The sequence below is a fragment of the Clostridium sp. NSJ-145 genome (genome assembly GCF_021044725.1).
GTDB classification, from domain to species: domain Bacteria; phylum Bacillota; class Clostridia; order Clostridiales; family Clostridiaceae; genus Clostridium; species Clostridium disporicum_B.
This window is the reverse complement of the sequence record NZ_JAJNOS010000002.1, coordinates 244712-267739: the sequence shown is the minus strand read 5'-3', so window position 1 is coordinate 267739 and position 23028 is coordinate 244712. Positions and strand designations below refer to the sequence as shown.

At 27.1% G+C, this 23028-nt stretch carries 21 protein-coding genes, 2 tRNA genes and 1 other annotated feature; of the genes, 7 read left to right on the top strand and 16 right to left on the bottom strand.

Annotated features, from left to right (window positions below; all coding sequences use genetic code 11):
* Window positions 1-126: 126 nt before the first annotated feature.
* From LQE93_RS03835 to LQE93_RS03820, 4 genes are all read right to left on the bottom strand, one after another.
* The gene (locus LQE93_RS03835) at window positions 127-417 is read right to left on the bottom strand and encodes a FeoA family protein (protein ID WP_084759007.1); all 291 of its coding nucleotides are present in this window, start codon (window positions 415-417) and stop codon (window positions 127-129) included.
* Between the two features lie 260 nt (window positions 418-677).
* Window positions 678-1094 (bottom strand): sensor histidine kinase, encoded by a 417-nt coding sequence (locus tag LQE93_RS03830; protein WP_331000404.1) that lies wholly within the window; start codon window positions 1092-1094, stop codon window positions 678-680.
* A 27-nt stretch (window positions 1095-1121) separates the two neighbouring features.
* Window positions 1122-2684, bottom strand: a complete 1563-nt coding sequence (locus tag LQE93_RS03825) for a sensor histidine kinase (RefSeq protein ID WP_231072085.1) — start codon at window positions 2682-2684, stop codon at window positions 1122-1124.
* 207 nt (window positions 2685-2891) lie between these two features.
* A complete protein-coding gene (locus tag LQE93_RS03820; protein WP_055266262.1) occupies window positions 2892-3368 on the bottom strand; it encodes a YbaK/EbsC family protein in 477 nt (158 codons plus the stop codon).
* Between the two features lie 166 nt (window positions 3369-3534).
* Here LQE93_RS03820 and LQE93_RS03815 point away from each other — a divergent pair.
* Both LQE93_RS03815 and LQE93_RS03810 read left to right on the top strand, forming a co-directional pair.
* Window positions 3535-3610, top strand: a tRNA-Val gene (locus tag LQE93_RS03815).
* A gap of 6 nt (window positions 3611-3616) precedes the next feature.
* Window positions 3617-3690 (top strand) — tRNA-Gly (locus tag LQE93_RS03810).
* Window positions 3691-3833: 143 nt separating this feature from the next.
* On the opposite strand, the gene LQE93_RS03805 is transcribed toward LQE93_RS03810, so the two are convergent.
* The 3 genes from LQE93_RS03805 to LQE93_RS03795 form a co-directional block, all read right to left on the bottom strand.
* Window positions 3834-5219, bottom strand: coding sequence for an MATE family efflux transporter (locus LQE93_RS03805; protein ID WP_231072083.1), 1386 nt, complete (start codon window positions 5217-5219; stop codon window positions 3834-3836).
* 339 nt (window positions 5220-5558) lie between these two features.
* Complete coding sequence (locus LQE93_RS03800; protein ID WP_055266266.1) at window positions 5559-6209, bottom strand: helix-turn-helix transcriptional regulator; 651 nt, start codon at window positions 6207-6209, stop codon at window positions 5559-5561.
* Between the two features lie 35 nt (window positions 6210-6244).
* Window positions 6245-7429, bottom strand: coding sequence for a M20 metallopeptidase family protein (locus tag LQE93_RS03795; protein WP_186839700.1), 1185 nt, complete (start codon window positions 7427-7429; stop codon window positions 6245-6247).
* 274 nt (window positions 7430-7703) lie between these two features.
* On the opposite strand from LQE93_RS03795, the gene LQE93_RS03790 reads away from it, so the two are divergent.
* Both LQE93_RS03790 and LQE93_RS03785 read left to right on the top strand, forming a co-directional pair.
* Complete coding sequence (locus LQE93_RS03790; protein WP_055266270.1) at window positions 7704-7892, top strand: hypothetical protein; 189 nt, start codon at window positions 7704-7706, stop codon at window positions 7890-7892.
* Between the two features lie 12 nt (window positions 7893-7904).
* Window positions 7905-8099, top strand: coding sequence for a hypothetical protein (locus LQE93_RS03785; RefSeq protein ID WP_055266272.1), 195 nt, complete (start codon window positions 7905-7907; stop codon window positions 8097-8099).
* Between the two features lie 52 nt (window positions 8100-8151).
* Here the strand turns inward: LQE93_RS03785 and LQE93_RS03780 are convergent, their stop codons facing one another.
* Entirely contained in the window at window positions 8152-9321 is a 1170-nt protein-coding gene (locus LQE93_RS03780) for an FMN-binding protein (RefSeq protein WP_231072081.1), read from the bottom strand.
* A 253-nt stretch (window positions 9322-9574) separates the two neighbouring features.
* Window positions 9575-9843: a binding site (T-box leader), on the top strand.
* Between the two features lie 49 nt (window positions 9844-9892).
* Here LQE93_RS03780 and asnB point away from each other — a divergent pair.
* Window positions 9893-11482: an asparagine synthase B gene (gene asnB / locus LQE93_RS03775; RefSeq protein ID WP_231072079.1), complete on the top strand. Its 1590-nt coding sequence runs from the start codon at window positions 9893-9895 to the stop codon at window positions 11480-11482.
* A 167-nt stretch (window positions 11483-11649) separates the two neighbouring features.
* On the opposite strand, the gene LQE93_RS03770 is transcribed toward asnB, so the two are convergent.
* The gene (locus tag LQE93_RS03770; protein ID WP_186839730.1) at window positions 11650-12417 is read right to left on the bottom strand and encodes an HD domain-containing protein; all 768 of its coding nucleotides are present in this window, start codon (window positions 12415-12417) and stop codon (window positions 11650-11652) included.
* 175 nt (window positions 12418-12592) lie between these two features.
* Here LQE93_RS03770 and LQE93_RS03765 point away from each other — a divergent pair, with 175 nt between their 5' ends.
* Both LQE93_RS03765 and LQE93_RS03760 read left to right on the top strand, forming a co-directional pair.
* Window positions 12593-13225 carry a Crp/Fnr family transcriptional regulator gene (locus LQE93_RS03765; protein WP_055266281.1) on the top strand — a complete coding sequence of 211 codons (633 nt, stop codon included), beginning with the start codon at window positions 12593-12595 and terminating at the stop codon, window positions 13223-13225.
* Window positions 13226-13273: 48 nt separating this feature from the next.
* Window positions 13274-13696, top strand: a complete 423-nt coding sequence (locus LQE93_RS03760; protein ID WP_055266283.1) for a cytidine deaminase — start codon at window positions 13274-13276, stop codon at window positions 13694-13696.
* A 50-nt stretch (window positions 13697-13746) separates the two neighbouring features.
* Here LQE93_RS03760 and LQE93_RS03755 read toward each other — a convergent pair whose 3' ends face one another.
* From LQE93_RS03755 to LQE93_RS03730, 7 genes are all read right to left on the bottom strand, one after another.
* On the bottom strand, window positions 13747-14157 hold the full coding sequence (locus LQE93_RS03755; protein WP_055266285.1) for a peptide deformylase: 411 nt from the start codon (window positions 14155-14157) through the stop codon (window positions 13747-13749).
* A 155-nt stretch (window positions 14158-14312) separates the two neighbouring features.
* The gene (locus LQE93_RS16770) at window positions 14313-14447 is read right to left on the bottom strand and encodes a hypothetical protein (RefSeq protein WP_269144317.1); all 135 of its coding nucleotides are present in this window, start codon (window positions 14445-14447) and stop codon (window positions 14313-14315) included.
* A gap of 201 nt (window positions 14448-14648) precedes the next feature.
* A complete protein-coding gene (locus LQE93_RS03750; RefSeq protein ID WP_231072078.1) occupies window positions 14649-15725 on the bottom strand; it encodes an HRDC domain-containing protein in 1077 nt (358 codons plus the stop codon).
* A gap of 164 nt (window positions 15726-15889) precedes the next feature.
* Window positions 15890-19117: a ligand-binding sensor domain-containing protein gene (locus LQE93_RS03745; RefSeq protein ID WP_231072071.1), complete on the bottom strand. Its 3228-nt coding sequence runs from the start codon at window positions 19115-19117 to the stop codon at window positions 15890-15892.
* A gap of 166 nt (window positions 19118-19283) precedes the next feature.
* Window positions 19284-21383 carry a diguanylate cyclase gene (locus tag LQE93_RS03740; RefSeq protein WP_231072070.1) on the bottom strand — a complete coding sequence of 700 codons (2100 nt, stop codon included), beginning with the start codon at window positions 21381-21383 and terminating at the stop codon, window positions 19284-19286.
* Window positions 21384-21563: 180 nt separating this feature from the next.
* Entirely contained in the window at window positions 21564-22001 is a 438-nt protein-coding gene (locus LQE93_RS03735; RefSeq protein ID WP_231072068.1) for a hypothetical protein, read from the bottom strand.
* 6 nt (window positions 22002-22007) lie between these two features.
* Window positions 22008-22922: a ParA family protein gene (locus tag LQE93_RS03730; RefSeq protein WP_231072067.1), complete on the bottom strand. Its 915-nt coding sequence runs from the start codon at window positions 22920-22922 to the stop codon at window positions 22008-22010.
* Between the last annotated feature and the right edge of the window lie 106 nt (window positions 22923-23028).

Sequence of the window (23028 nt, the reverse complement as noted above, 5' to 3'; positions counted from 1 at the left end):
ATCAATTTATTGCAGGCTTTGTTTGCCATACAATAAAATATTCAAACTTATATAATTTTCAAAGAGCGAGGAATTCTATGAAAAATCAAGCTATTTTTTCATATCAACTTAACAGATTCTATTATTTTATATATTTTTTACACTTATAGCTGTCGCTAATTGCTTGTCTATGCTGTATCTTCCATCTTTTATCTTGATTACATAAGTATCCCCTAAAATAGAGACTAAAGTAACTATTTCACCTTCATAACACCCAAGTGAAAATAGAAATTTTTCCATTTCTTCATCATTACTTTTTATATTTGTAATTACATACTCCCTATTAACTTTCCCTTGGCTTAGATTTTCTATTGTTGAAATAGCTTTGTCTTTTCCTTTTGATTTTGAAAAAAACATTCTACTTAGTAATCCCTCCATGGTTATATCCTCCAAAATTTTTACTTAATTAATAATAAATATCATTTTCTATTATTATACTAATTAGTTATTTATTTGTCAATACAAATGATAATCTTTTTCAATAAATATAAAATATCTTACTCTTAAATTTTTATGAAATAAAAAAACACATCAATTTTAAAAAATAAAAAATCAATGCGTTTATATTTGTATTACGTATTTTTATACTATATAAAAATACACTTACAATATAAATCGTAAGTGCATCTTTTTACTAATTATTTTAATACATCTGCCATCTCTGTACTAATTGCTGTACTTATCGCTTTATTTATATTTTCATTAAAAATTATGTTATTAGCTTTATCATCGTATATTGCAGGTAAAAATACTCTAACAGTAGTACTTTTTTCTAATTGGCTTTCTACTTCTATTTTTCCATCATGCAATTCTACTAATTCTTTTGCTATACTAAGCCCTATTCCACTACCTTCATTAACACGTGATAATGAATTATCTACTTGATAAAATCTATAAAAAATAGTTTCTAACTTTTCTTTTGGAATGCCAATACCTGTATCTATTATCTCTATAATGATGTAGTTATTATCATTTTTTACATTCGTATAGATTGTCCCTCCATCAGGTGTGAATTTTATAGCATTAGATAATATATTTAATACAATTCTTTGAATTATTTCTATATCTACTGATACAACTATCTATTCTTCATAAGTATCAAAAATCATGTTAATATTTTTCTTACTAGCATAGTCAATAGTTTCAGTAAATATAGCTTCTACTATTTCAACAATATTTACATTTTTCTTATTTAATTTAATAACCCCAGATTCTATTTCTTTAACATCTATAATATTATTAGCTAGTTTTAATAATCTATAAGCATTTTGATTAATAATATTAAGCTTCTCTTCTAGATACTTATTATCCAATTCATTATAGCCTTTATTTAACTGCATCTTAACCAGACTTATACCTGATAGAATAATATTAATAGGAGTTCTTAATTCATGACTAATATTAACAATAAAATCTGTTTGCATCTTTTCTCGTGCAATCTCTATTTCTCTTTCTCGTTCTTTCTTCTTAATTCTTTTTATCATACTTATTATTTTATGTACTAAAAATACTATTAAAATGAATATGCAAATTAATACAACACAAATAACTTTTTTTATACAACTTGGTAGAAGTAATTGGTAAAATGCTTTATCTATTATTATACATTTTCTAGGTATATTCCTTATATTTATATTATACTTATATATTTCATCATATTTTAAAATCCATTTTGGATCTGGTGCAAAAGTGCTTTCTATATCCGATACATCCTCACCTTCAACCATTCGCTTAACTCTATCAAAAATTTCCTTACCCTGTAATTGCCCAATATCCATACAACCACCTAAAATATCAGCATAAATATAAGTAGGATCATTTGTATAAATTGGCCAAGGTAAATATTCTTTTATAATCTCAACAGATCTCTTAGGGTCTAGGAATGCCCCAGTATCTTTATATTGAAATTCTCCTCCTAAAAGAATAACTTCTTTCTTATCATCATTGTCCCTAGTAGACTGATATTCTTTTAATTTTATTTCAATATCTTCTATGTAATCACTTTGGATAATATTAAGCTCTATCTCATTTCCTAAATGCTCAGTAACTATATTAGTAGACTTTCCAATAAGATTATTTCCAAAACCTGAGCTCTCAGTTATAATATTAATACAATCAATAGTATTATCCATTTGTAATATTAAATTAAAGCCCTCTAGGGTAACATCTCTTTGATAAATACCTGTTATGTACTTCTTTTGTTCCTCTGTAAATGAAATATTTGAGTCAACACCACTAAATACTAAAGGAACGTGATATAGTTCACTATATTCATTTGTTATCTGTGGTGATATTACAGAAAAGGCTTCATCATCGATAGTATATATTGCATCAATACTTCCTTTAGGATATTTCATTTCAATAAATTCTAGAAAACTTGCAATATACTTTTCATCATTTCTACTTCTAAAATCAAAATATTCCACTTTTATATTAATTTCATTTTGATTATAAGCTTCAGCAGCCTCTCTAAAGCCTTCAATTACATAAGATTCCCAATAATGTCCTATATGATAAGAATTAATAATTAGAACGTTAAATGCTGATGCACATTTTTCTGTTTCTGCCAAAGTTATACTTGAACTACACATAAAAACAACAAAAATAATCAGTAGTACTTCTAAAATTTTCTTACCCTTTTTCATAAAGTCTAACTCCCTCTTAGTATTTAAAATACAAAATTATTACAATATAACCCATTTTTCACACAACAATTCTAATCCATTTTTCACCAAAATTCAACCACTTTTTTTCCCATTATTTTGCTTTTATTAAAAGAAAATATGCTTTAATTTAATTAATTTGAATCAAATGAATTTACTACTAAATTATTTTACAAAAAAAGAATGAGCTTAAATCTCATTCCATTCTTTGCAGACATCAACCCATGAATCATAATTTGAATATTTCTCAATTTCAGGAATAGTAAGTTCAATTGCACTATTACTACTTCCACAAGCAGGAAACACTGTATTGAACCTCTTTAATGATTCATCTAAATATACATTAATTCCTTCATTTATAGCAAATGGGCATACCCCTCCAACTCCATGTCCTACTAATTCAACCACTTCCTCTACTGGAATCATCTTCGCCTTTGTTGAGAATTTCTGCTTATATTTTTTATTATCTATCTTAGCATCACCTGCTACCACTATTAAAATTACAGAATCATTTACTATAAATGAAAGTGTCTTAGCTATCCTTTTAGGCTCACAATGAAGAGCCTTTGCTGCTAGTTCTACTGTTGCACTTGATACATCAAATTCTTGAATTTTATCTTCTATTCCGTATTTTTTAAAATATTCTCTTACCTTTTCTATTGCCATAATTACTACCTCTCTTTTTCTAAATTCTACATAGTAACTATATTATCCAAATTACCCCACTATTAACCCTTAACTATAAATGATATTTTTTTAATAAAAAGTGTTGACCTTTTTTAAAAAATAATTTATTATATTTATTGTCAACGAGACAACTATAAAACAACTTGGAAGCATAGCTCAGCTGGGAGAGCATCTGCCTTACAAGCAGAGGGTCACAGGTTCGATCCCTGTTGTTTCCACCATAATATGCGGGTATCGTATATCGGTAATACTCCAGCCTTCCAAGCTGGAAAGGTGGGTTCGATTCCCACTACCCGCTCCATAAAAAAGCAACTGTTAATCAGTTGCTTTTTATTTTATATAAAATTTTATTTAGCATCAATCTCCTATATCCTAAGCGATATATTCATTTTATAAAAACCATTCTATCTTTAAAGTAGAACTAACTTTATATTAATTTTCAATTTATAAACCCTCAGCTTTTGAAAGTTTATTGCTACCAATTGCTCTAAACTCAACATATATCATAATAATAGATACTACACCTGCTATTAAATCAGCAATAGGTCCTGAATACATTATTCCATCAATTCCTATAAATAAAGGCAAAATCACTATTAATGGCAACAAAAATAATATTTGTCTTGTTAGTGAAAGAAATATACCTTTCTTTGGCTTACCTATAGCTGTAAAAAAATTAGATGATATAGGTTGGAAACAATTTAAAAAGGTAAATAATAAAAATATCCTAAAATATTTTACCGCAAAGGTATAGTAAGCTTCTGATCCTGAACCAAATATAGAAACAATCTGTCTTGGTAGAAACTGAAATACTAAAAATGCTATTATTGAGACTATAACGCCATAACTTATAGCTATTAAATACGCCTTCTTTACTCTATCAAATTTTCTTGCTCCATAGTTAAAGCTTACTATAGGTTGTAATCCTTGTGAAAGTCCTATTACTATTGACATATATATTTGATTTACCTTTGTAATTATACCTGCACATGCTAGTGGTATTGATTCACCGTATACAGATAAAGCACCATAATATGTTAATGATTTATTCATTACTATCTGTACTATCATCATAGCAAGCTGGTTAAAGCAAGGTGCAGCTCCTAAGGAAATTATTCTTTTTACAAACTTCCATCTAGGTATTAAATGTTTCTTATATAATCTTCCTGTTTTATAATTAAACATATATCTTAAAGCTAGCCCTGCTCCAAAAATCTGACCAATTATAGTAGCTAATCCTGCTCCTGCCATCCCCATATTTAATCCAAAAATAAATATAGGGTCTAAAATTACATTTATTATGGCTCCTGATAAATTGCATAGCATACTGTATTTAGGACTACCATCTGCCCTTATTAAATGTCCTCCACCTGTAGCAAATATTAAAAATGGAAATCCTATTGCAGTTATTCTTGTATAACTCTTAGCATAACCTAATACATTTTCAGGTGATCCAAAAAACACGAGCATTGGCTCTAAAAATATTTGAATTATAATACACAAAACTACTCCTGAAGTAAAAAGTAATAGTGCAGAATTTCCAACAAAATAAAGTGCCTTATCCTTATTTCCTTCTCCTAATGTAAGATTAAAAGCTGATGCAGCACCTATACCTAATAGTAATGCAATTGCTATGCATGACGTAGTAAGTGGAAATGTTATATTAGTAGCTGCATTACCAAGTTCACCGACACTTCTTCCAATAAAAAACTGGTCAACAATATTGTATAATGCACTTACTAGCATAGCTATTATACTTGGAACTGCAAAAGCTCTTAATAATCTACTTATAGATTCCGTTCCTAAATTATTTCTTTTTTTATTTCCCATCTCTCTCTCCTCTTCTTTTGTCTTTATTATATATTCTTTCTAAAAATATATTTTTAATGACCCTCATTTTCTCGATAAATGCTTTTACGCCTACTTATCATCTATCATTATACCATTTAATCATCAAATTAACATTTATTAACTATTTAGCTAAAAGTTAAGGACACAATCAGTAAAATTGTGTCCTTAAACTTTATTTTGTTACTTATAATTTATTAACTTTTATATTTAAAATGTTCCTTCTACACTACTTCCATAAATACTTTTACAATTACAGAATCAAATTGACTACCTGAGAATCTTTGAATATTCTCAAATATAGTAATAAGCAAATATCTATTATGTAATTATAATCTCATCTTTATTATCCTTATATTTAACTATTTCTCCATTAAAAACTCTCTCGCAATCTGTTGCATTACATATATTATCTATTAATATCAATTTATACTTGTCATCATAACAATATAAATATAAACCTTCTTTTTTTAATACATACGAAATCGGAAACACTTCTATATTTTTTTCTTTAATCTCTAATTTCACATATGTTTTTTTATCTAAAGCTTTATCTATAATCTTACAAACTTCATTATTAATAACTCTATTTCTATCATCTAGGTCTACTATAAATCTATCCTCTAATTTATCTAGTATCTCTGTGCATTTATCATAATTAATAAGTTTAAATTTATCAATAAGATCTGATTTTTTTAAATCGTCTATTACTTGTTCAGAAATATATAATGATAATATTAAGTCTCTATAATCATTTTCTGTTAATACATATTTAGCTATTATATAGTTTTTGTCTAATTCAATTCCACCATTAACTCCTCTATATGAGATTATAGGAATACCTAAAACAGATAGTTTATCTAAGTCTCTTTGTATAGTTTTTTGTGATACGTTAAATCTATTAGCTAATTCTTTAATTGTAGTTTTAGAGTTACATTTTAATAAATAAAATAGTATTTCTAATAATCTCATATCTAGCTCCTTATAATTTATAAAATTATTATCAATTACTTATTATTTTGTAACCACTTAATTGCACAATAAGCATGCATTGCTGCCCCTGTAGTTAATATATCTTCATTAAATACAACCTTCTCATTATGCATTGGTTCTCCATATAGTGGATTTTCTTGCTTTATACCTGCTCCTAACATAAAGTAAGTGCTTGGTACTTCATATGAATAAGATGCAAAATCTTCTGATCCCATACCTCCACCTTGGAATGAAACAACAGCTTGTTCTCCAATTAATTCTTTTACATATGTTCCAAGTTCATTAGCTAAATCTGTATCATTAGTTAAAGGTGGAACTGAAGATAACTCTATTAGTTCTGCTTCGCCTCTAAACATTTTTGCTGTTGATGTTACTATTTCATTAATTCTATTAAAGATAAATTCACCAACTTCTTTATCTAAACTTCTTATTGTACCTTCCATAATAACTTCTCCTGGGATTATGTTTGGAGCATCTCCACCAGCAAATTTACCTATTGTTACTACAGCAGGTTTAGTTGCAGATATTTCTCTACTTATTATTTCTTGTAAAGATATATATATATGAGCTGCTATATTAATAGGATCTACTCCTGTTTCTGGCATTGCTCCATGACATCCTCTACCATTTACAACTATTCTGAATCTATTACATCCAGCAATGCTAGTACCTAAACCATATAATACTACATTTGAAGGTGTGCCAGAGTGAACATGCATAGCCATAGCTGCATCTACTTTAGGATTTTCAAGTACACCTGCTTTTATCATCTTTTTAGCCCCAGTAAAACCTTCTTCGTCTGGTTGGAATGCTAGTTTAACAGTACCTTCAATTTTATCTTGATTTTGCTTAAGTAATCTAGCTGCCCCTAAAAGCATTGCAGTATGCATATCATGACCGCAAGAATGCATACATCCATTTGTTGATTTAAAATCGCACTCAGTTGCTTCAACCATTGGTAGTGCATCCATATCTGCTCTTAATAAAAATGTTTTTCCTGGCTTATTCCCTTCTATTGTAGCTACTATCCCACTTTCGCAAATCTCTTTTGGCTCATATCCAAACTCTCTTAACTTATTCATAACATAAGCTTTTGTTTGTGGTAATTCAGCTCCAACCTCCGGGTTATTATGCATAGTTCTTCTATATGTTATTAAATCATTTTTTATCTCTTGTGCTTGTCTTATAAAATCGTTCATATTACACCTCGTATTTAAATAATTTTCTATAAATATATCCTCTTTTCAATTTCATATATTAAACCTTAAACAGGACATATATAGTCATATTTTCTGTTAATTTTAATTTAATTATTCCTTAATTTTTATATAAAAGGCGCTATTAAACTAAATTGTTTATATTCAACAAAAACAATTCCCTTACACTACCTTTATTTAATACTTTTTACTATAATCTTTTTTCATATTTCTACACAAAATATATTTATAATCTTTTTTAAAGGTGGTGTGAACTATGCCTTATAATGCTAAAGATAATCTAAGAGAAGTTATTGATGAATTATGTTGTTGTGAAAATCATTTAAACTCTGCTTATCTTCATTCTGAAGGTACTCATAATAGAACCGAAATACATGCAGCCTTAAAGGCTGTTGGAAGTGCATTAGATTCAGCTCAATATACACTTCTTCATTTTAAAGATTAAGGAGGATTTCTTATGGGACATAAACCTAATGCAAAAGAAGAACTAAAAGCTGCCCTTAATGATGTTCTTTATGCTCAATCACTGCTTCTTGAAGCTATTAACACTGTTGAAGATAATGATAACAAGCAACTTTTACAAAATACTTTATCAAATGTCAATGAAGCTTTATCAGCTACAAAAACATCTGCTTATGGATTTAAAGATTAGTATTTATATAAAAAACTCCCTGATTCATATCAAGGAGTTTTTTATTTTCATATTATAAACCTTTGTAATATTCTACTGCAAAGTTAGCAGCTTTAACTAAAGCTTCAGAAGTTTTTGTAGCTCCTGATACTACTTCAACACCTTCTAAGTTATCTTGTCCTGCTACTAAAGCATTTATAAACTCAGAATTTTCAGTAGTTAATACAGCACCTATACCATCTGTCTCATTAGCATCCCTAACTTTTATTTCTATAATTTTACCAGTACTATCAAATGTTACGTGAGTTTCTATTTCTCCACCGTATCCTTGAGTAACTACTTCTACCTTTGTATTTCCATCTGTTATTGTATGTGTTACAACACCTTCAAAAAGTTCTCCATTCATAGCAACATAAACCATTCTTTGGAAATCTCCAACAAATGAAATAGTAGCTCCTGATACTGCATCTCTTTCTTCAATTGGTTGGTCTATTTGGTTAATTGTTTTGAACATTTCGTAAACATCTTCTAATGTCATTTTACTATCTAATATATGAATAGCTATAGCATCGATTTGTTCTCCATAGCTTCTTCCACCATTAAACCCTGCAAAAGAAATTCTATTAGTTCCTTCTACAAAAGAACCATCCTTATGTAAATCATATTTAGCTATTATGTCTTTAACTAAAGTATCTTCATTTAAATCTTCAATTCCAGCTTCTACAGCTACATATTTGTAACCAGCAATGGCTTTATCAAATTCTAATTCACCTTGTGTAGCTAGATTTATAAAAGTTAAATCTTTAAATTTAGTTGTATCATTAATAATATCTGCTGATGCTGTTATCATATATTGTCCACCTTCAAAAGCAGGATCATAACCAGCAGCGCTTAACTTTGTTAATTTAAAATCTTCTCCAACTTTTTCAATTTGTACATCAGAAACATTCATTTGATATCCCATTATATCTTTTTTAGAATATTCTCCTTCTGTACCTTTATTACGGATAATATCGAAATTTAATTCTGTAATAATTCCATCCTCAGTAGTTCCTTCAAAGATAAACGTATCATTTTTAGGCTTTCCAGCTGATGTAGTACCTTTCATTTCATACTCAGCAGCAAATGTTTCTACTACTGGTTGTGTTGTTTCACTTCCTTTATCTTTTGTTTCTGTTGTACATGAAGTTAATCCGAAAGCAAGTGTAAGTATAGCTAAAGCAGCTATTAATCTTTTCTTCATTTTTCTTCCCCCTAATTGTTTAATTGTTAACATTTTCATTCTCATTATATATTGCTTTCTCTACGATTAATAGGTAAATATTGTTCGAAACATTGTATATATTGCTATATATCTCTTTTTCTTGTTCACACATCTTTAAAACTTGCATAATATATCTTAAAAACTAGTGATATTATTACAGTTTTTTTAACTATTTGATTTAAAAAAAGTCTTTACTCTTACTTTAGCAAACTTTATATTTATAAAAATTGTTTGAAAGGCAATGATGGAGACAAGTAAAAAAAATATTCACCTACAGTGAGCTGGAGACAGTGTAAACCCAGTGGCAGAGTTTTTTTGAATAACACTCCGTAGCTGCAATCTGAAATTTCTTTTTAAAATACAAGCATTATGTTTGTTTTTGATGAGAAATAGTAGGTACGCCGTATTCTATACGTTACATAGATACCAGTACTTGCTGGAAAGAGAGACCTTTATGGTAAATTAGGTGGTACCGCGGATAAGCCTCAATTCGTCCTATATATTAAGATGAATTGAGGCTATTTTTATATTTAAAAAGGGGGCTTGTACTATGTGTACAATTATGTGTTATACTGGCACAGACATTAAATTTGAAAAATTTGAAGAAGCATTACAAATAACAGAAACTAGAGGCCCAGATATGACAAGGTTTCTACATCTTAAATCTGGTATCATGGGATTTCAAAGGCTTTCCATTATGGATTTAAGCCATAGTGGAATGCAACCATTCACTAATAATAATGATGCTGCCATATGTAATGGGGAAATATATGGTTTTCGCGCTATTAAAGACAATTTAATTTCTAAAGGGTACAAATTTATTTCTAATAGTGATTGTGAAATTCTACTTCCAATGTATTATGAGTATGGACTAGATATGTTTTCTAAATTAGATGCTGAGTTTGCAACTGTTATTTATGATAGTAAAAAAGATTCTTATATTGCTGCTAGAGATCCTATAGGAATTAGACCTTTATTTTATGGCTATTCTAACTCTGGGAAAATACTCTTTGCTAGTGAAGCAAAAAACTTAGTTGGTTTAACCCATAAAATCATACCATTTCCACCTGGTCATTATTATGCAGATGGTAAATTCACTTGCTATTGCGACATTACAGCTTTAGACCATGATTATTGTGATGATACCCTAGATACAATTTGCAGTAATATTCATGATAAATTAGTTACTGCTATTGAGAAGCGTATGGATGCAGATGCTCCTGTTGGCTTTTTATTAAGTGGCGGATTAGACAGTTCGTTAGTTTGCTCTATTGCTCAAAAATTACATCCTAATATACAAATAAAGACATTCTGTATAGGAATGAGTGAAGATGCAATAGATTTAAAATATGCTAGAGAAGTTGCTGATTATATTAATAGTGACCATACAGCTTTTTATATGACAAAAGAAGATGTTCTTGAATCTCTTGATGAAGTTATTAAAATCCTTGGTACTTTTGATATTACTACTATTAGAGCAAGTATAGGTATGTACTTGTTATGTAAGCAAATTCATAAAACTTCTAATGTAAAAGTTCTACTAACGGGTGAAATATCTGATGAATTATTTGGATATAAGTATACAGATTTTGCTCCAAATGCAGAAGAGTTTCAAAAAGAATCAGTAAAAAGAGTAAAAGAACTTTATATGTACGATGTACTTCGAGCTGATAGATGTATAAGCTCCAATTCCTTAGAAGCAAGAGTTCCATTTGGTGATTTAGATTTTGTAAAATATGTTATGTCAATTAATCCAGAAAAGAAATTAAATAAATATAACATGGGAAAATATTTATTAAGACATGCTTTTGAAGATGAATATCTACCATTTAGTATATTATATCGTGAAAAAGCTGCTTTCAGTGATGCTGTAGGTCATTCTATGGTAGATTATTTAAAAGAATATGCAGAATTAAAATATTCTGATGATGAATTTGAATATCTTTCTAAAAAGTACAATTATCATGCTAAGCCATTTACAAAGGAATCTTTATTATATAGAGAGATTTTTGAAAAACACTATCCAAATCAAGCCGAAATGATTCACGACTTTTGGATGCCAAATAAATCCTGGGAAGGCTGTGACGTAAGCGACCCTAGCGCAAGAGTGCTATCAAATTACGGTGATAGTGGTAAATAACTTTATATACTGCTTTATAAATATAATGTAATTTTTAGTATTTCAATACTTCAAAGACTTAATGTATTTACTTAATAGCAACAAGTGATAAGTTAGCAAATAAATATAATTTAAATAAACTGCTATCTATTTCACCCTTAACTTATCACTTGTAACTTGCCATTTTTCTAAACTTCTTCAATATACTCTCTTACAATTTTTCTAATCTCATCAAATTGTTTATTAGTTGACTCATTCTCCGATTTAAATTCAATAAGCTCCTTTAAATATCCTTGCCTTTCAACCGTTCTTATACTTTCATCGTATACAAGCCCAAATATAAGAGAAATATGTCCAACAACATTATCAACAGCAGTCTTTTTCAATGTTCTTAAGATTGTATCTCTTCTCTTAAAATTATCTAAAACTTCTTTTGTAACTTCTGAAGAATACAACTCTTCATTTGTCACATTATAAATTTCCTCTGCTGGAATTATAGCATTTACTTTAAATATATCAATCTTATCTGCATCTCTTAGTATATTGCAAAATGTCTTATATCTTTCAGAAATACCTTCTTCTATTCTGTATGCGTTATGATTATCAATAACACATTTTATTAGATTATCTTCAGACATATCTTCTATAAAATTTCTTATTATTCCATCATTAAATAGAATTTCACTACCTAATTTAGCATGATTAACAGACTTAGGATCATTAAATGTTCCATATCTCTTTACTTGTTCAAATCTACCTACATCATGAAGAAGACCTGTTAGCCATGCTATATTAACTTCTTCATCACTTAACTTTAAACTTAATGCTATCTTTTCACACAGCTCACATACACGATAAGTATGTTCTGTTTTAAGTCTTATTTTCTCATTATTTATATCATATTTTTCTACATAATCATTAAATGCTCTTAGAGCTTTTTCTCTATCTACTAACATATTACTCCCCTTACCCCTAATAATAAAATAAATTAAAACTTTATTATATTATATCAATTTTCATAATTATAATATTTATATTTTGGACATTTGTCCTTAAATTATTTTATATATCTTATTTATCATAATTTATATGATATAATCTATTTACTTTATTAATAAGGAGAGAATTAAAATGAATAGTTTATCTTATCTTTTAGAAACTTGTCCTAGTCATATAAAGCAAGATTTTTTAAATATAACTTTTAATAGTTTTGATAAGATTTTATTTCAAAATGAAGCTGCTAATTCTGTCTATATAATAAAAAAAGGTAAAGTTAAAGTTTATTCTTTAACTCCTACTGGAGTTAAATACTTAGAAAGAATCTATTGCGAATATGAAATATTTGGTGAGTTAGAAATATTTATTGATAAGCCTATATTAAATTATGTAGAAGCATTAGAACCTTGTGAAGTAATAAAAATACCTAAAAAGTCTTTTTTAGACTGGATTAGATATGATTCTGATTTTTCTTTATATATACATATACAATTGTCCCATAAGCTATATACTACCTCAATCAATAGTAAGGCAAATATAGTTTATCCTTTGAAATATAGATTAGCGTTCTTTTTATGGCGTTTCCTAGAAGAACATGATTTAGACACTATACATAAAGATTTATTAGTAGAAGGTGTTGGGTCAAACATTAGAAGTGTTAACAGAATTATTAAAGAATTAAGTAATGATAATATAATTGATTATAATAAAGGGCACATTAAAGTAAAAGATATTAATAAACTACTTGATATAATTTTTTTCTGCTAATTATGATTAAAATAATATAATCTTTTAATACTCATTAGGAGGGATACTATGATAGATAAAAAACAATTAATAGAAAAGGCTTTTGCAGCTCAAGAATTTTGCTACACTCCATACTCAAACTTTGATGTAGGCGCAGCTTTACTATGTGATAACGGTAATATTTATACAGGTTGTAATATAGAAAATGCTGCATATACACCAACAAACTGTGCTGAAAGAACTGCTTTTTTCAAAGCAATCTCTGAAGGAGAAAAGAAATTTACTGCTATAGCTATTGTTGGTAATAAACACGGTATTAAAGCTGGTGAAGGTGACTTCTGCGCTCCTTGTGCTGTATGCAGGCAAGTTATGGCAGAATTTTGCGATTTAGATACATTTAAAGTAATTATTGCTAAAAGTACAGAAGAATACTTAGAGTATACCCTTGGTGAACTTCTTCCTTTAGCTTTTACAGGAAAAAACTTAGAATAAATTTAAAAGACTGAAGTACTAATGATTTAATACTTCAGTCTTTTTCTAATTTATATTATTATACCTTCAAAATGATCAATTTCATGTTGTATAATCTGTGCTGTAAATCCATTAAAAATTTGTTTATGCTTTTTAAAATCTCTATCGAAATATTCTACCTCTATTGTTTCATATCTCTTTGTTTTTCTAAAGCCAGTTAAAGATAAACAGCTTTCTTCTGTTTCATAAGCTTTTTCCTTTTTTAATATAACTGGATTTATCATAGGAACTATAATATTACCTATACTAAACACTAATATACGCTTTTTAACTCCTATCATATTAGCTGCCATACCTACACAATATTCTAAATTTACTCTTAATGTATCTATTAAATCATCAACAACTGCAATATCATTTTTAGTTGCAGGTTCTGACTTTTGCGATAAAAATAATACATCCTTCATAATTGGTCTTATCATATTAACTCCAACCTTTCTAATTTCTATCTCTCATTATATATCAAAATTTATTTTAAACATATTTAATTATACACATTATTTATTTCTTAAATCAAAAGAGACTGTAGATTAAAGTTAATTCTTTACCTCTACAGTCTCTTAATTAATAACACATATTATTTATAATCTGTCTTGGTAGATGGTTCATCTTCTCCAAAAGGAGTATTTTCAAGAGCTTTATTTCTTACATCTTGAGCGTAATTTGAAGATGATGGATCAGTGTTGACCTTACTATTTTTTTTATTTTTCATAGTAATACCTCCTATAATTATAAATTAAATGTATTCTCTAATTTAGCTTATCCATTTCTTTAAATATTTATATATTAATTTAAATTTTCATAAAGTTACTATCTAATTTATGAGAATATAGCTTTCCTAAAATAAAAACACCTACAAAATTAATTGTAGGTGCTATTAAAGCATAACTTATAATTATTTTTAAAATATACTCTATTCTCTAAGTATATCTATTATATCCTGACCATACTTATCAATCTTACTAGGTCCAAAACCTATTATTTGAATAAGCTTCTTTTTATTATCTGGATTAAGCTTAATTATTTCCTCTATCATTTCATCATTATATATATAATACGGCTTAATATTTTCTTCTCTAGCTTTATAAGTTCTATATTTCTTAAGCTCATCAACTAACTGTTCATAAGACTTTACTTTATCTAAAACCTCATTATTTAAATTTTCATCAATAACTTCTTCTTTAGAGCTATATCCAATATCCTCTATAATAGATTTTTCTTCTAATTTTACTTCTATAAAATCTATTTCAGTTAAATTGTATTTTTTATTATAATCATATTTTATATCAATGTTATTTGCTATAAAATATTCAGCTATTTTCTTCATCTTATCTTCAAACATTTTTTTCTCTTTACTGTAGCAACTTAATTTTCTATTTATAAGTTCTGTTAACTCATCATAAGTAAAAATCTCATATTTAACTTTCTTAGGTGCTTTACTCTTATTAACTATACTCTTATCATTTGATACAATAACGCTCGAAAAAATAGGTAATGTTTTAATTATTCCAGCTTCTATTAAAAGCTCTCTAACTACTTTTACATTTTTATTATTTTGTAATATAGGACTAATAACTTTCTCGCTATCTATAATCTTATTATTTTTATCTTTTATATATCTAACAAAGTCTCCTGCTTCATTTATATGTATCTCTCCATTAAGCCCCTTAGTCTCTAATATCATAACAAACCTAGTTGTAATTACTATAAAGTCTAATTGTGCTATATAGTCTCCATCCTTTATTTTTATATCATGTAAACATATCATCGGTATAGAAGAATTCTTTAACTCAAGATACACATTCTTTTCCCCTTGTATTACATTATTTAAAAATTCTATATTTCTTTCTATATATTTAACCTTACTAGACTTAACCTTATCTTTTAACTCTAATAAGTCACTTAATTCTTTATTTTCTTCTTTAAAATCTTTATAAAACACTGGTGTTTTTATTTCTCTTATGCCAAATAAATTTTTAAATATTGCCATCTCTATACGTCCTCCTTATGTAAATATTATAGCATATTTTCTATATAAGTTAATATTTAGCACAAGAAGAACAAAAATAAAATGCAAAGCACTTTGGTGAAAAGTAGCCTTTTCACTTCGACGAAGTCGACCTTTCACCTGTGAGCTTTGCAAACAATTTATTCCTATTGTCTTACAGGTAATATAATAATAAATTCACTACCTTTACCTAATTCACTTTCTACCCAAATAATACCCTTATGAAGTTCTATTAATTGTTTACTTAAAGTTAATCCTAATCCACTTCCACCATGTTCTTCGGTACTCTCTAAGTATGTCTGTGAAAATCTATCAAAAATACACTTATGATACTTAGGATCTATTCCTATTCCATTATCTTTTACAGATATTTTTATCCTATCACCTAAATCCCATATGAAAACTTGAATTATTCCATCTCTATTTGTAAATTTAATAGCATTTGATATTAAATTCATTATAACTCTTTCAATTTCTATATCATCACACTCTATTATCTTTTCTTCTATAAAAGGTTCAATAATAAGTTCAATACCATTTTCCTCAATTAATTCCTTCATAGATAATGCTAGTTCTTCAACTAAATACACTATATCATGCTGCTTAAAATTCAACCTATATGTTCCAGATTCTATCTTAGACGTATATATTATATTATCTATTAAATTCATAAGCCTTGTACAATTTCTCTTTATACTATTCATATAATAAGCCATTTTTTCCTTAGAAATTTTCTGTTCTTGATTATTTAAATTTTCTATAACCTTTTGAGTAGATGATATTATATTTAATGGAGTTCTTAATTCATGCGATAGATTTATGAAATAATTATTTTTATATTTTTCATGACATAACAATTTTGAATATAGAATATCATTTTCAATTAACTTATTATTTAATTCTAGTGTCCTTTGTTTTACCATACTATCTAAGATTTTAACCCTATTCCATATTACATAAATTATAATAATTACTAATGTACAATAGCCAAAATAAGCAAAATGAGTTTTCCATGGTGGATTATCTATTTTAATCTTAATACTCGTAGGATCACTCCACTTACCACTAGAATTCCTAGCAGCTATTTGAAATTCATATTCTCCTGGGTTAATATTTGTATAATTAATACTAGTTTTACTATCTGAAAATACCCACTCTTTATCTAGTCCAAATAATCTATATGCATAATTTATTTTTCTATTATCTTTATAATCTGGTAAAAAGAATTCAAACTCTAATTGATTGTTTTTATAATCTAACTTTATTTCATCAGATATAATTAACTTTCCATAATTAGTAGATAATGATTCAATTTGAACATTTGGTATAAATTCTTTTTCATTTATTTGTTCTGGTCTAAAGCTTGTTAGTCCGTTTATTCCACCAAAAAACATTTCTCCACTATTGCTTTTAAAATAAGCATACTGATTAAATTCATTTCCTTGAATGCCATCAGCACTCTCATAGTTTATAAACTTTTCTTCTTCTATATTAAATTTAGTAAGTCCATAGTTAGTACTAGCCCATAAATACTCTTCATCTTCTAGTAGAATTCCATATACAAAATTATTAGGTAATCCATCTTCCTCCGTATATCTTTTATACTCTTCACTTTCCTTATTAAACTTAATTATACCATAGTCAGTAGCTAACCAGATATTACCTTTAGAATCAGAATTTATTGAAATAATATAATTATATGTATTGTTACTCGCTTCTTTATTCTCCCCAAAATAATTGTATTTTTTAATCTCTGCTGTCTTTTTATTAAATCTTATTAGCCAATCTTCTATACTACCTGCAATCCATATGATTCCATCCTTATCTTCATGTATATCATTAAAAGATAATTTATTTACTCCAGCATCCACAAAGGCTTGTGAATAGTTACCAAACTTCCCATTTCTATCGGAAACTCCTATACCATCCCTTGTTCCTATCCATAGTATTCCTTCACTATCTATAAGTAAAGTTCTTACATCATTACAAGGTAATCCACTTTCTTCTCTATACTGAATTTTCTCCTTTGTATTTTTATTATACTTATCTAAGCCATTTTCAGTAGCTATCCAAATCTCATCATCTATTCCAGTAATATCTCTAACTAAGTTATTACTAATATAAAATTCCCCATGATAGTCTTCTATCTGGTCAACTCTTATTAATTTATTATTTTTTCTATCAAAAACATTTAATCCATCAAACATTGTGCCTATCCATAAGATTCCATCATTATCTTCATATATTCCTGTTATGTTATCAGAGCTTAAAGAGTTATTATCAAATGGATCTGCTTTATAATAATTAAATAAATTTTCTGGATTAAATAAACTTATTCCTTCACTAGTCCCTATCCAAATCGCTCCTGAACTATCCTCACAAATAGTCATTGTATCATTACTAATTAAACTACCTAAGTTATATCTAGAAGATTTATATTTAATAAATTTTTTCTCTTCTTCAATGAATTTACTAAAACCATTATCAGTAGCTACCCATACGTCTCCCCTACTATCTCTTAATATATCTCTTATATAGTAACCTGGAATTCCACTATCAAGACCAGGCATGAACTTTTCTATAGCTCCTGTTTCCAAATTTAACTTATTTAGTCCTCCATAATAAGTTCCAACCCATAAATATCCTAGATTATCGGCATGTAAACTATAAATAAAATTATGACTTATACTATTTTCGTCATCTTCATCTGCAAAATATCTTTCCAATACTCCAGTTTTATTATTAATTCTATTTAATCCATTTCTTGTTCCTACCCAATAATTTCCGTATACATCTTCTGTTAATGAATATACTTCTTGATTGCTCAATGAACTATTGTAATCTTCTGAATTATATATTCTTATAAAATTATCATTTTCTCTGTCATAAATATTTAATCCATCATTAGTTCCTACTAAAATATCTCCATTTTTACTTACCATTATTGCTCTAATTCTATAATGCGAAATATTACATCCATTTTCATTTGGTAAATAATTTGTTATTTCATCAGTTATCGTATTTATCTTGCTTAATCCAGCAGTAGTTCCCACCCATATATTTCCATCTAAATCCTCTTTTAAATCTGTTATTGAATTTCCACTTATACTATTTTCTTTATGATTATATTTATATACTTGAAACTTACTTCCATTATATTTATTTAACCCATCACCAGTTCCAATCCACATATAACCTTTTCTATCTTGAATTATAGTAGAAACACTAATTTGTGATAATCCATCATCAGTTGTTATACGTTTGAAATTTCGATTTGCATCATTAACAACTGCATAGGTTTTATCAACTATACAACTAAAAATTACAATTATGAATAATATTACAATCAATATACTTTTATATTTATTATTCATACTTTTTCCCCATCCTTATTTCCCTTATATTTCTTTTTTATTAATTATATCATTTTATTTGATTTTTTTACAATAAATATGATTTTATTACATATAAAAACAAAAAAGGATATCTCTAATACATTTTTAGAGATATCCTCTTCAAACATTATTAACTATGTTTTTATTAATAGTATGCTACAACCTTATTCTTTCCAGAATTTTTGGCTTCATATAAAGCTTTATCTGCCTCACTAATAATTTGTTGAAAAGTTTTATCAGTAGCATCCATCTTAGTTATACCTATACTAGAGGTTACTTTAATTATTTCATTTTCCCCTATGTTAATAACTGTATTTTCAACATTATTCCTTATTCTTTCTGCAATTTTTAAATAGCTATTTTTATCGTCCTTTACTATAACTATAAACTCTTCTCCACCATATCTTCCTACAATATCGCATTCTCTTATGGATTCTTTAATAACTTTAGCTATACTAGCAAGAACCTTGTCTCCAGTTTGATGTCCGTAAGTATCATTTATTTTTTTAAAATTATCTACATCAACCATCATAACCCAATAGCTATCATAATATTTTTTTACCTTATTATATATTTTTTCACTTTTTCTTAAAGCTTCTCTTCTGTTAAATATCTTTGTTAATACATCATAATTAGCTCTATATTTTATTTCTTTATAAAGTCTAGAATTTTCTAAAGCTATACCTACATATGTAGATAATACCTTCAAAGTATTTACATCTTTTAATGTAAAAGCATTTTTTTCATACGCTTGTACACCAATTACTCCTATGACTTTTGAGTCTATCATTATAGGTACAAAAATCAAAGACTGAGAAAAACGCTCTAATGTTCTACTTTGCTCTTCTGCTAACTTTTCTATAAACTCTTCAAAATTATTAAAATATTTATAATACTCTCTTTTTAAATCATTTATTAATATCTCTTGTTTATGATTAATGGCATATACTCCAAATCTATTTTCATCATCAAGATTAATTGGAGGCATTTCTAATTTATCCTCTAATTTCATACATAATTTATACTCTAGAGTTTTTTTCTCGTCATTTATTAAAGATATTTGAAGTACATCACATTGGATTAAATTTTTAATCTCCTCAGCAATAATTTTATAAATATTTTTTCTATTTAAATTTGCTGTTATCCTTTGACCTACGCTATATAAAACTTCCATTTGGTTATATAAAAATTTATATACCTTCGATTCCTCTTCTTCTCTTTTTTTATCTAAATTTTTTATACTTTCACGTCGTGTCTTATTAAATATTTCTTTTTGTAACATATTAACTTTTTCCAAATATAAATATGCATTTTCATAATCACCTATATTTTTATAAGCTAAGCTTATATTTGAATATATTTTATTGTTATTTCTTATAGAATTAACAATCTCTATATTTTCTTCTACTTCTTTAAGCTTTATTATAGCTTCCTTATATCTTCCTACTTTTAAATCCACTTCAGACCAATATAGTAATGCTTCATTTAAACATAATTTCTGATCTGTCTCTCTAGAAATGTTTATACTTTCTTGAAATTTTTCATCAGCAATATTATATAATCCCTTAGCACAATAAGTTCGTCCCATTTGCTCTAAAACTCCTGGAATCAAAGTTGTCGCAAAACTTTTAGCAATTTCTAATGAACTTTCTAAATACCCTAATGATATCTCATAATTTCCTAATTCTCTTTCACACTCTGCAAGATTCATTAAATTTACTATCTTATTATGATTTGCATTTATATTAGGTAGATTAGCTATCTGTTCAAGTAATGCTTTAGCTTTCTCAAATTCTCCTATCTCTACATATGTTATAGACATATTATTTTTAATACTATTTAAAGCTTGATAATTGCAACACTTTTCTGCTAATTCTATTCCTTCCATTCCGTATTCAATAGCTTTATCAAACTGTTGTATAAAAGAATAATTACCTACTAAAGCATTTATAGTAGATAAGATACCTTCAGAATTCTTTTGTTTTTGGAATATATTGTATGACTCTATATGAACCTCTATAGCTTTATTAAAATTACCTAACTCGTGTTGTATCCAACCATAGTTATGAATTATCCAAGGATATGCCTGTTTTAAATCTTTTTCTTTTACATAATCTGTTAATTTTTCATATATTTCTTTTGAAATTTTAAGTTCTAATTCATTTATCTTACTACAAATTATATTTATATATTCTTCATCAATAGCTATTTTTTCTAATTCTTGAATAACATCTTCGAAGTTCATTTTTCCTCCATAAACCAAATAGTTTGATTCAAAATATTTCATACTTTTCATTAATATACCATATATACTATTATTGTAATATAAGTTGTATTAATATGTAAATGAATATCGTATCTTTAATTATTAAATCACTGTAGGTATTTCTTAAATATACTAGAAATACCTACTATAATCTTAATATTAACCTTCTCTTAATATCTTCATCTTAATTTTAACTCCTACTGTACCTTCAATTAACTTATCGATAATTTCATCTTTTTTACTTTTGCTTTTAACAAAAATTTCTGCTTGCTTAGCAATAGCCTTTAATTCTTTTACTTTTAAACCACCATTTTTTAAATAATCTAAAGCTTCTTCTTTAGTTGAAAATGAATTTAATTTTATTAAAGCCTCCCCCAATATATTACTCTCAGATGCTTTCTCAGCCTTATTATCTTTAGCTTTTCTCGGCTCTTTCATCAATTTCTTTTTATCTACTAAATTATTCTTATTTGCTTGTCCATCTTTTAAAGTTAAAACCTTTACTCCATCAAGCAATTGTTTTAGTTCTAAATCATCAAGTTTTAATACATATTCAAATACTAATTTATTAACCTTTAAGATATCATTCTTCTCCACTGTTCCTTACACCTTTCTTAAAAATTCTTTTTCTAAACTCTCAAAATCTAAATGTATTGGAGTCTTCTTTCTATTTAAATTTGTTAATACAAAAGGAATATCATTATTATTATCTATCTCTTCATCATTTACTCTAATCTTTGAATTGAATATATCTAAATTTTCTTCATAATTTATCTCATTTAAATATTGTTTATGCATTAATTTTGGTTGTCCATTTATTATTTTTACCATAGTAGGTAATACACCCATAAGCTTTACATCCATATGCTTAAATTGATAAAAATCAAATTCATTTATACCTCTTTCAACTTCTTTTTTTAAATTTTCTACATGCTCCAATAAGGTAGGTGCCCCTACTGTAGAAAGATAATCTAATTTAGTTGGCACTATATATGAATCAGATGCATACATTGCACTTTGAGTAATTAAATCAAAACTTGGTTGACAATCTAATAGTACAAAATCATACTCTCCATATATTTTCATTAACTCTTCTCTCAAACCAGATATGCATCTAAGTTTATTTTTAGTGTATTTTCTCTTTGTATTTCCAGATATACTTCTTGCTAATTCTATTTGTATTTCATATAAATCTGTACTAGATGGCAATAAGCTTATAGCTTGTCCTCCATTTTTAGTTATTATAGTATTAGCCTTTAAATCTGTGGTAATATATTTTTTTATACTATCTTTTTTTCTATTAATAATTGAATTAAATAAAGTTTTTATTGTTTTTGTATCCTTGTATGACCTTTTCCAATCATCAATTCCCATATATGAAAAAGTCAAACTGGCCTGCGGATCTAAATCTATTAATAATACCTTATATCCATCTAAAGCTAATAAAGCACCTAAATTTGATACAACTGTACTTTTCCCAACTCCTCCTTTGTAATTAACAACAGAAATTATTTTCAATTAACTTCCTCCTATAAATACTCCCATCATATTTATACTGTAGTTTTCTTTATTTAATTACATTACTATTAAATTTAGATTTTAAAGTTCTATCTAAGTGCCATCG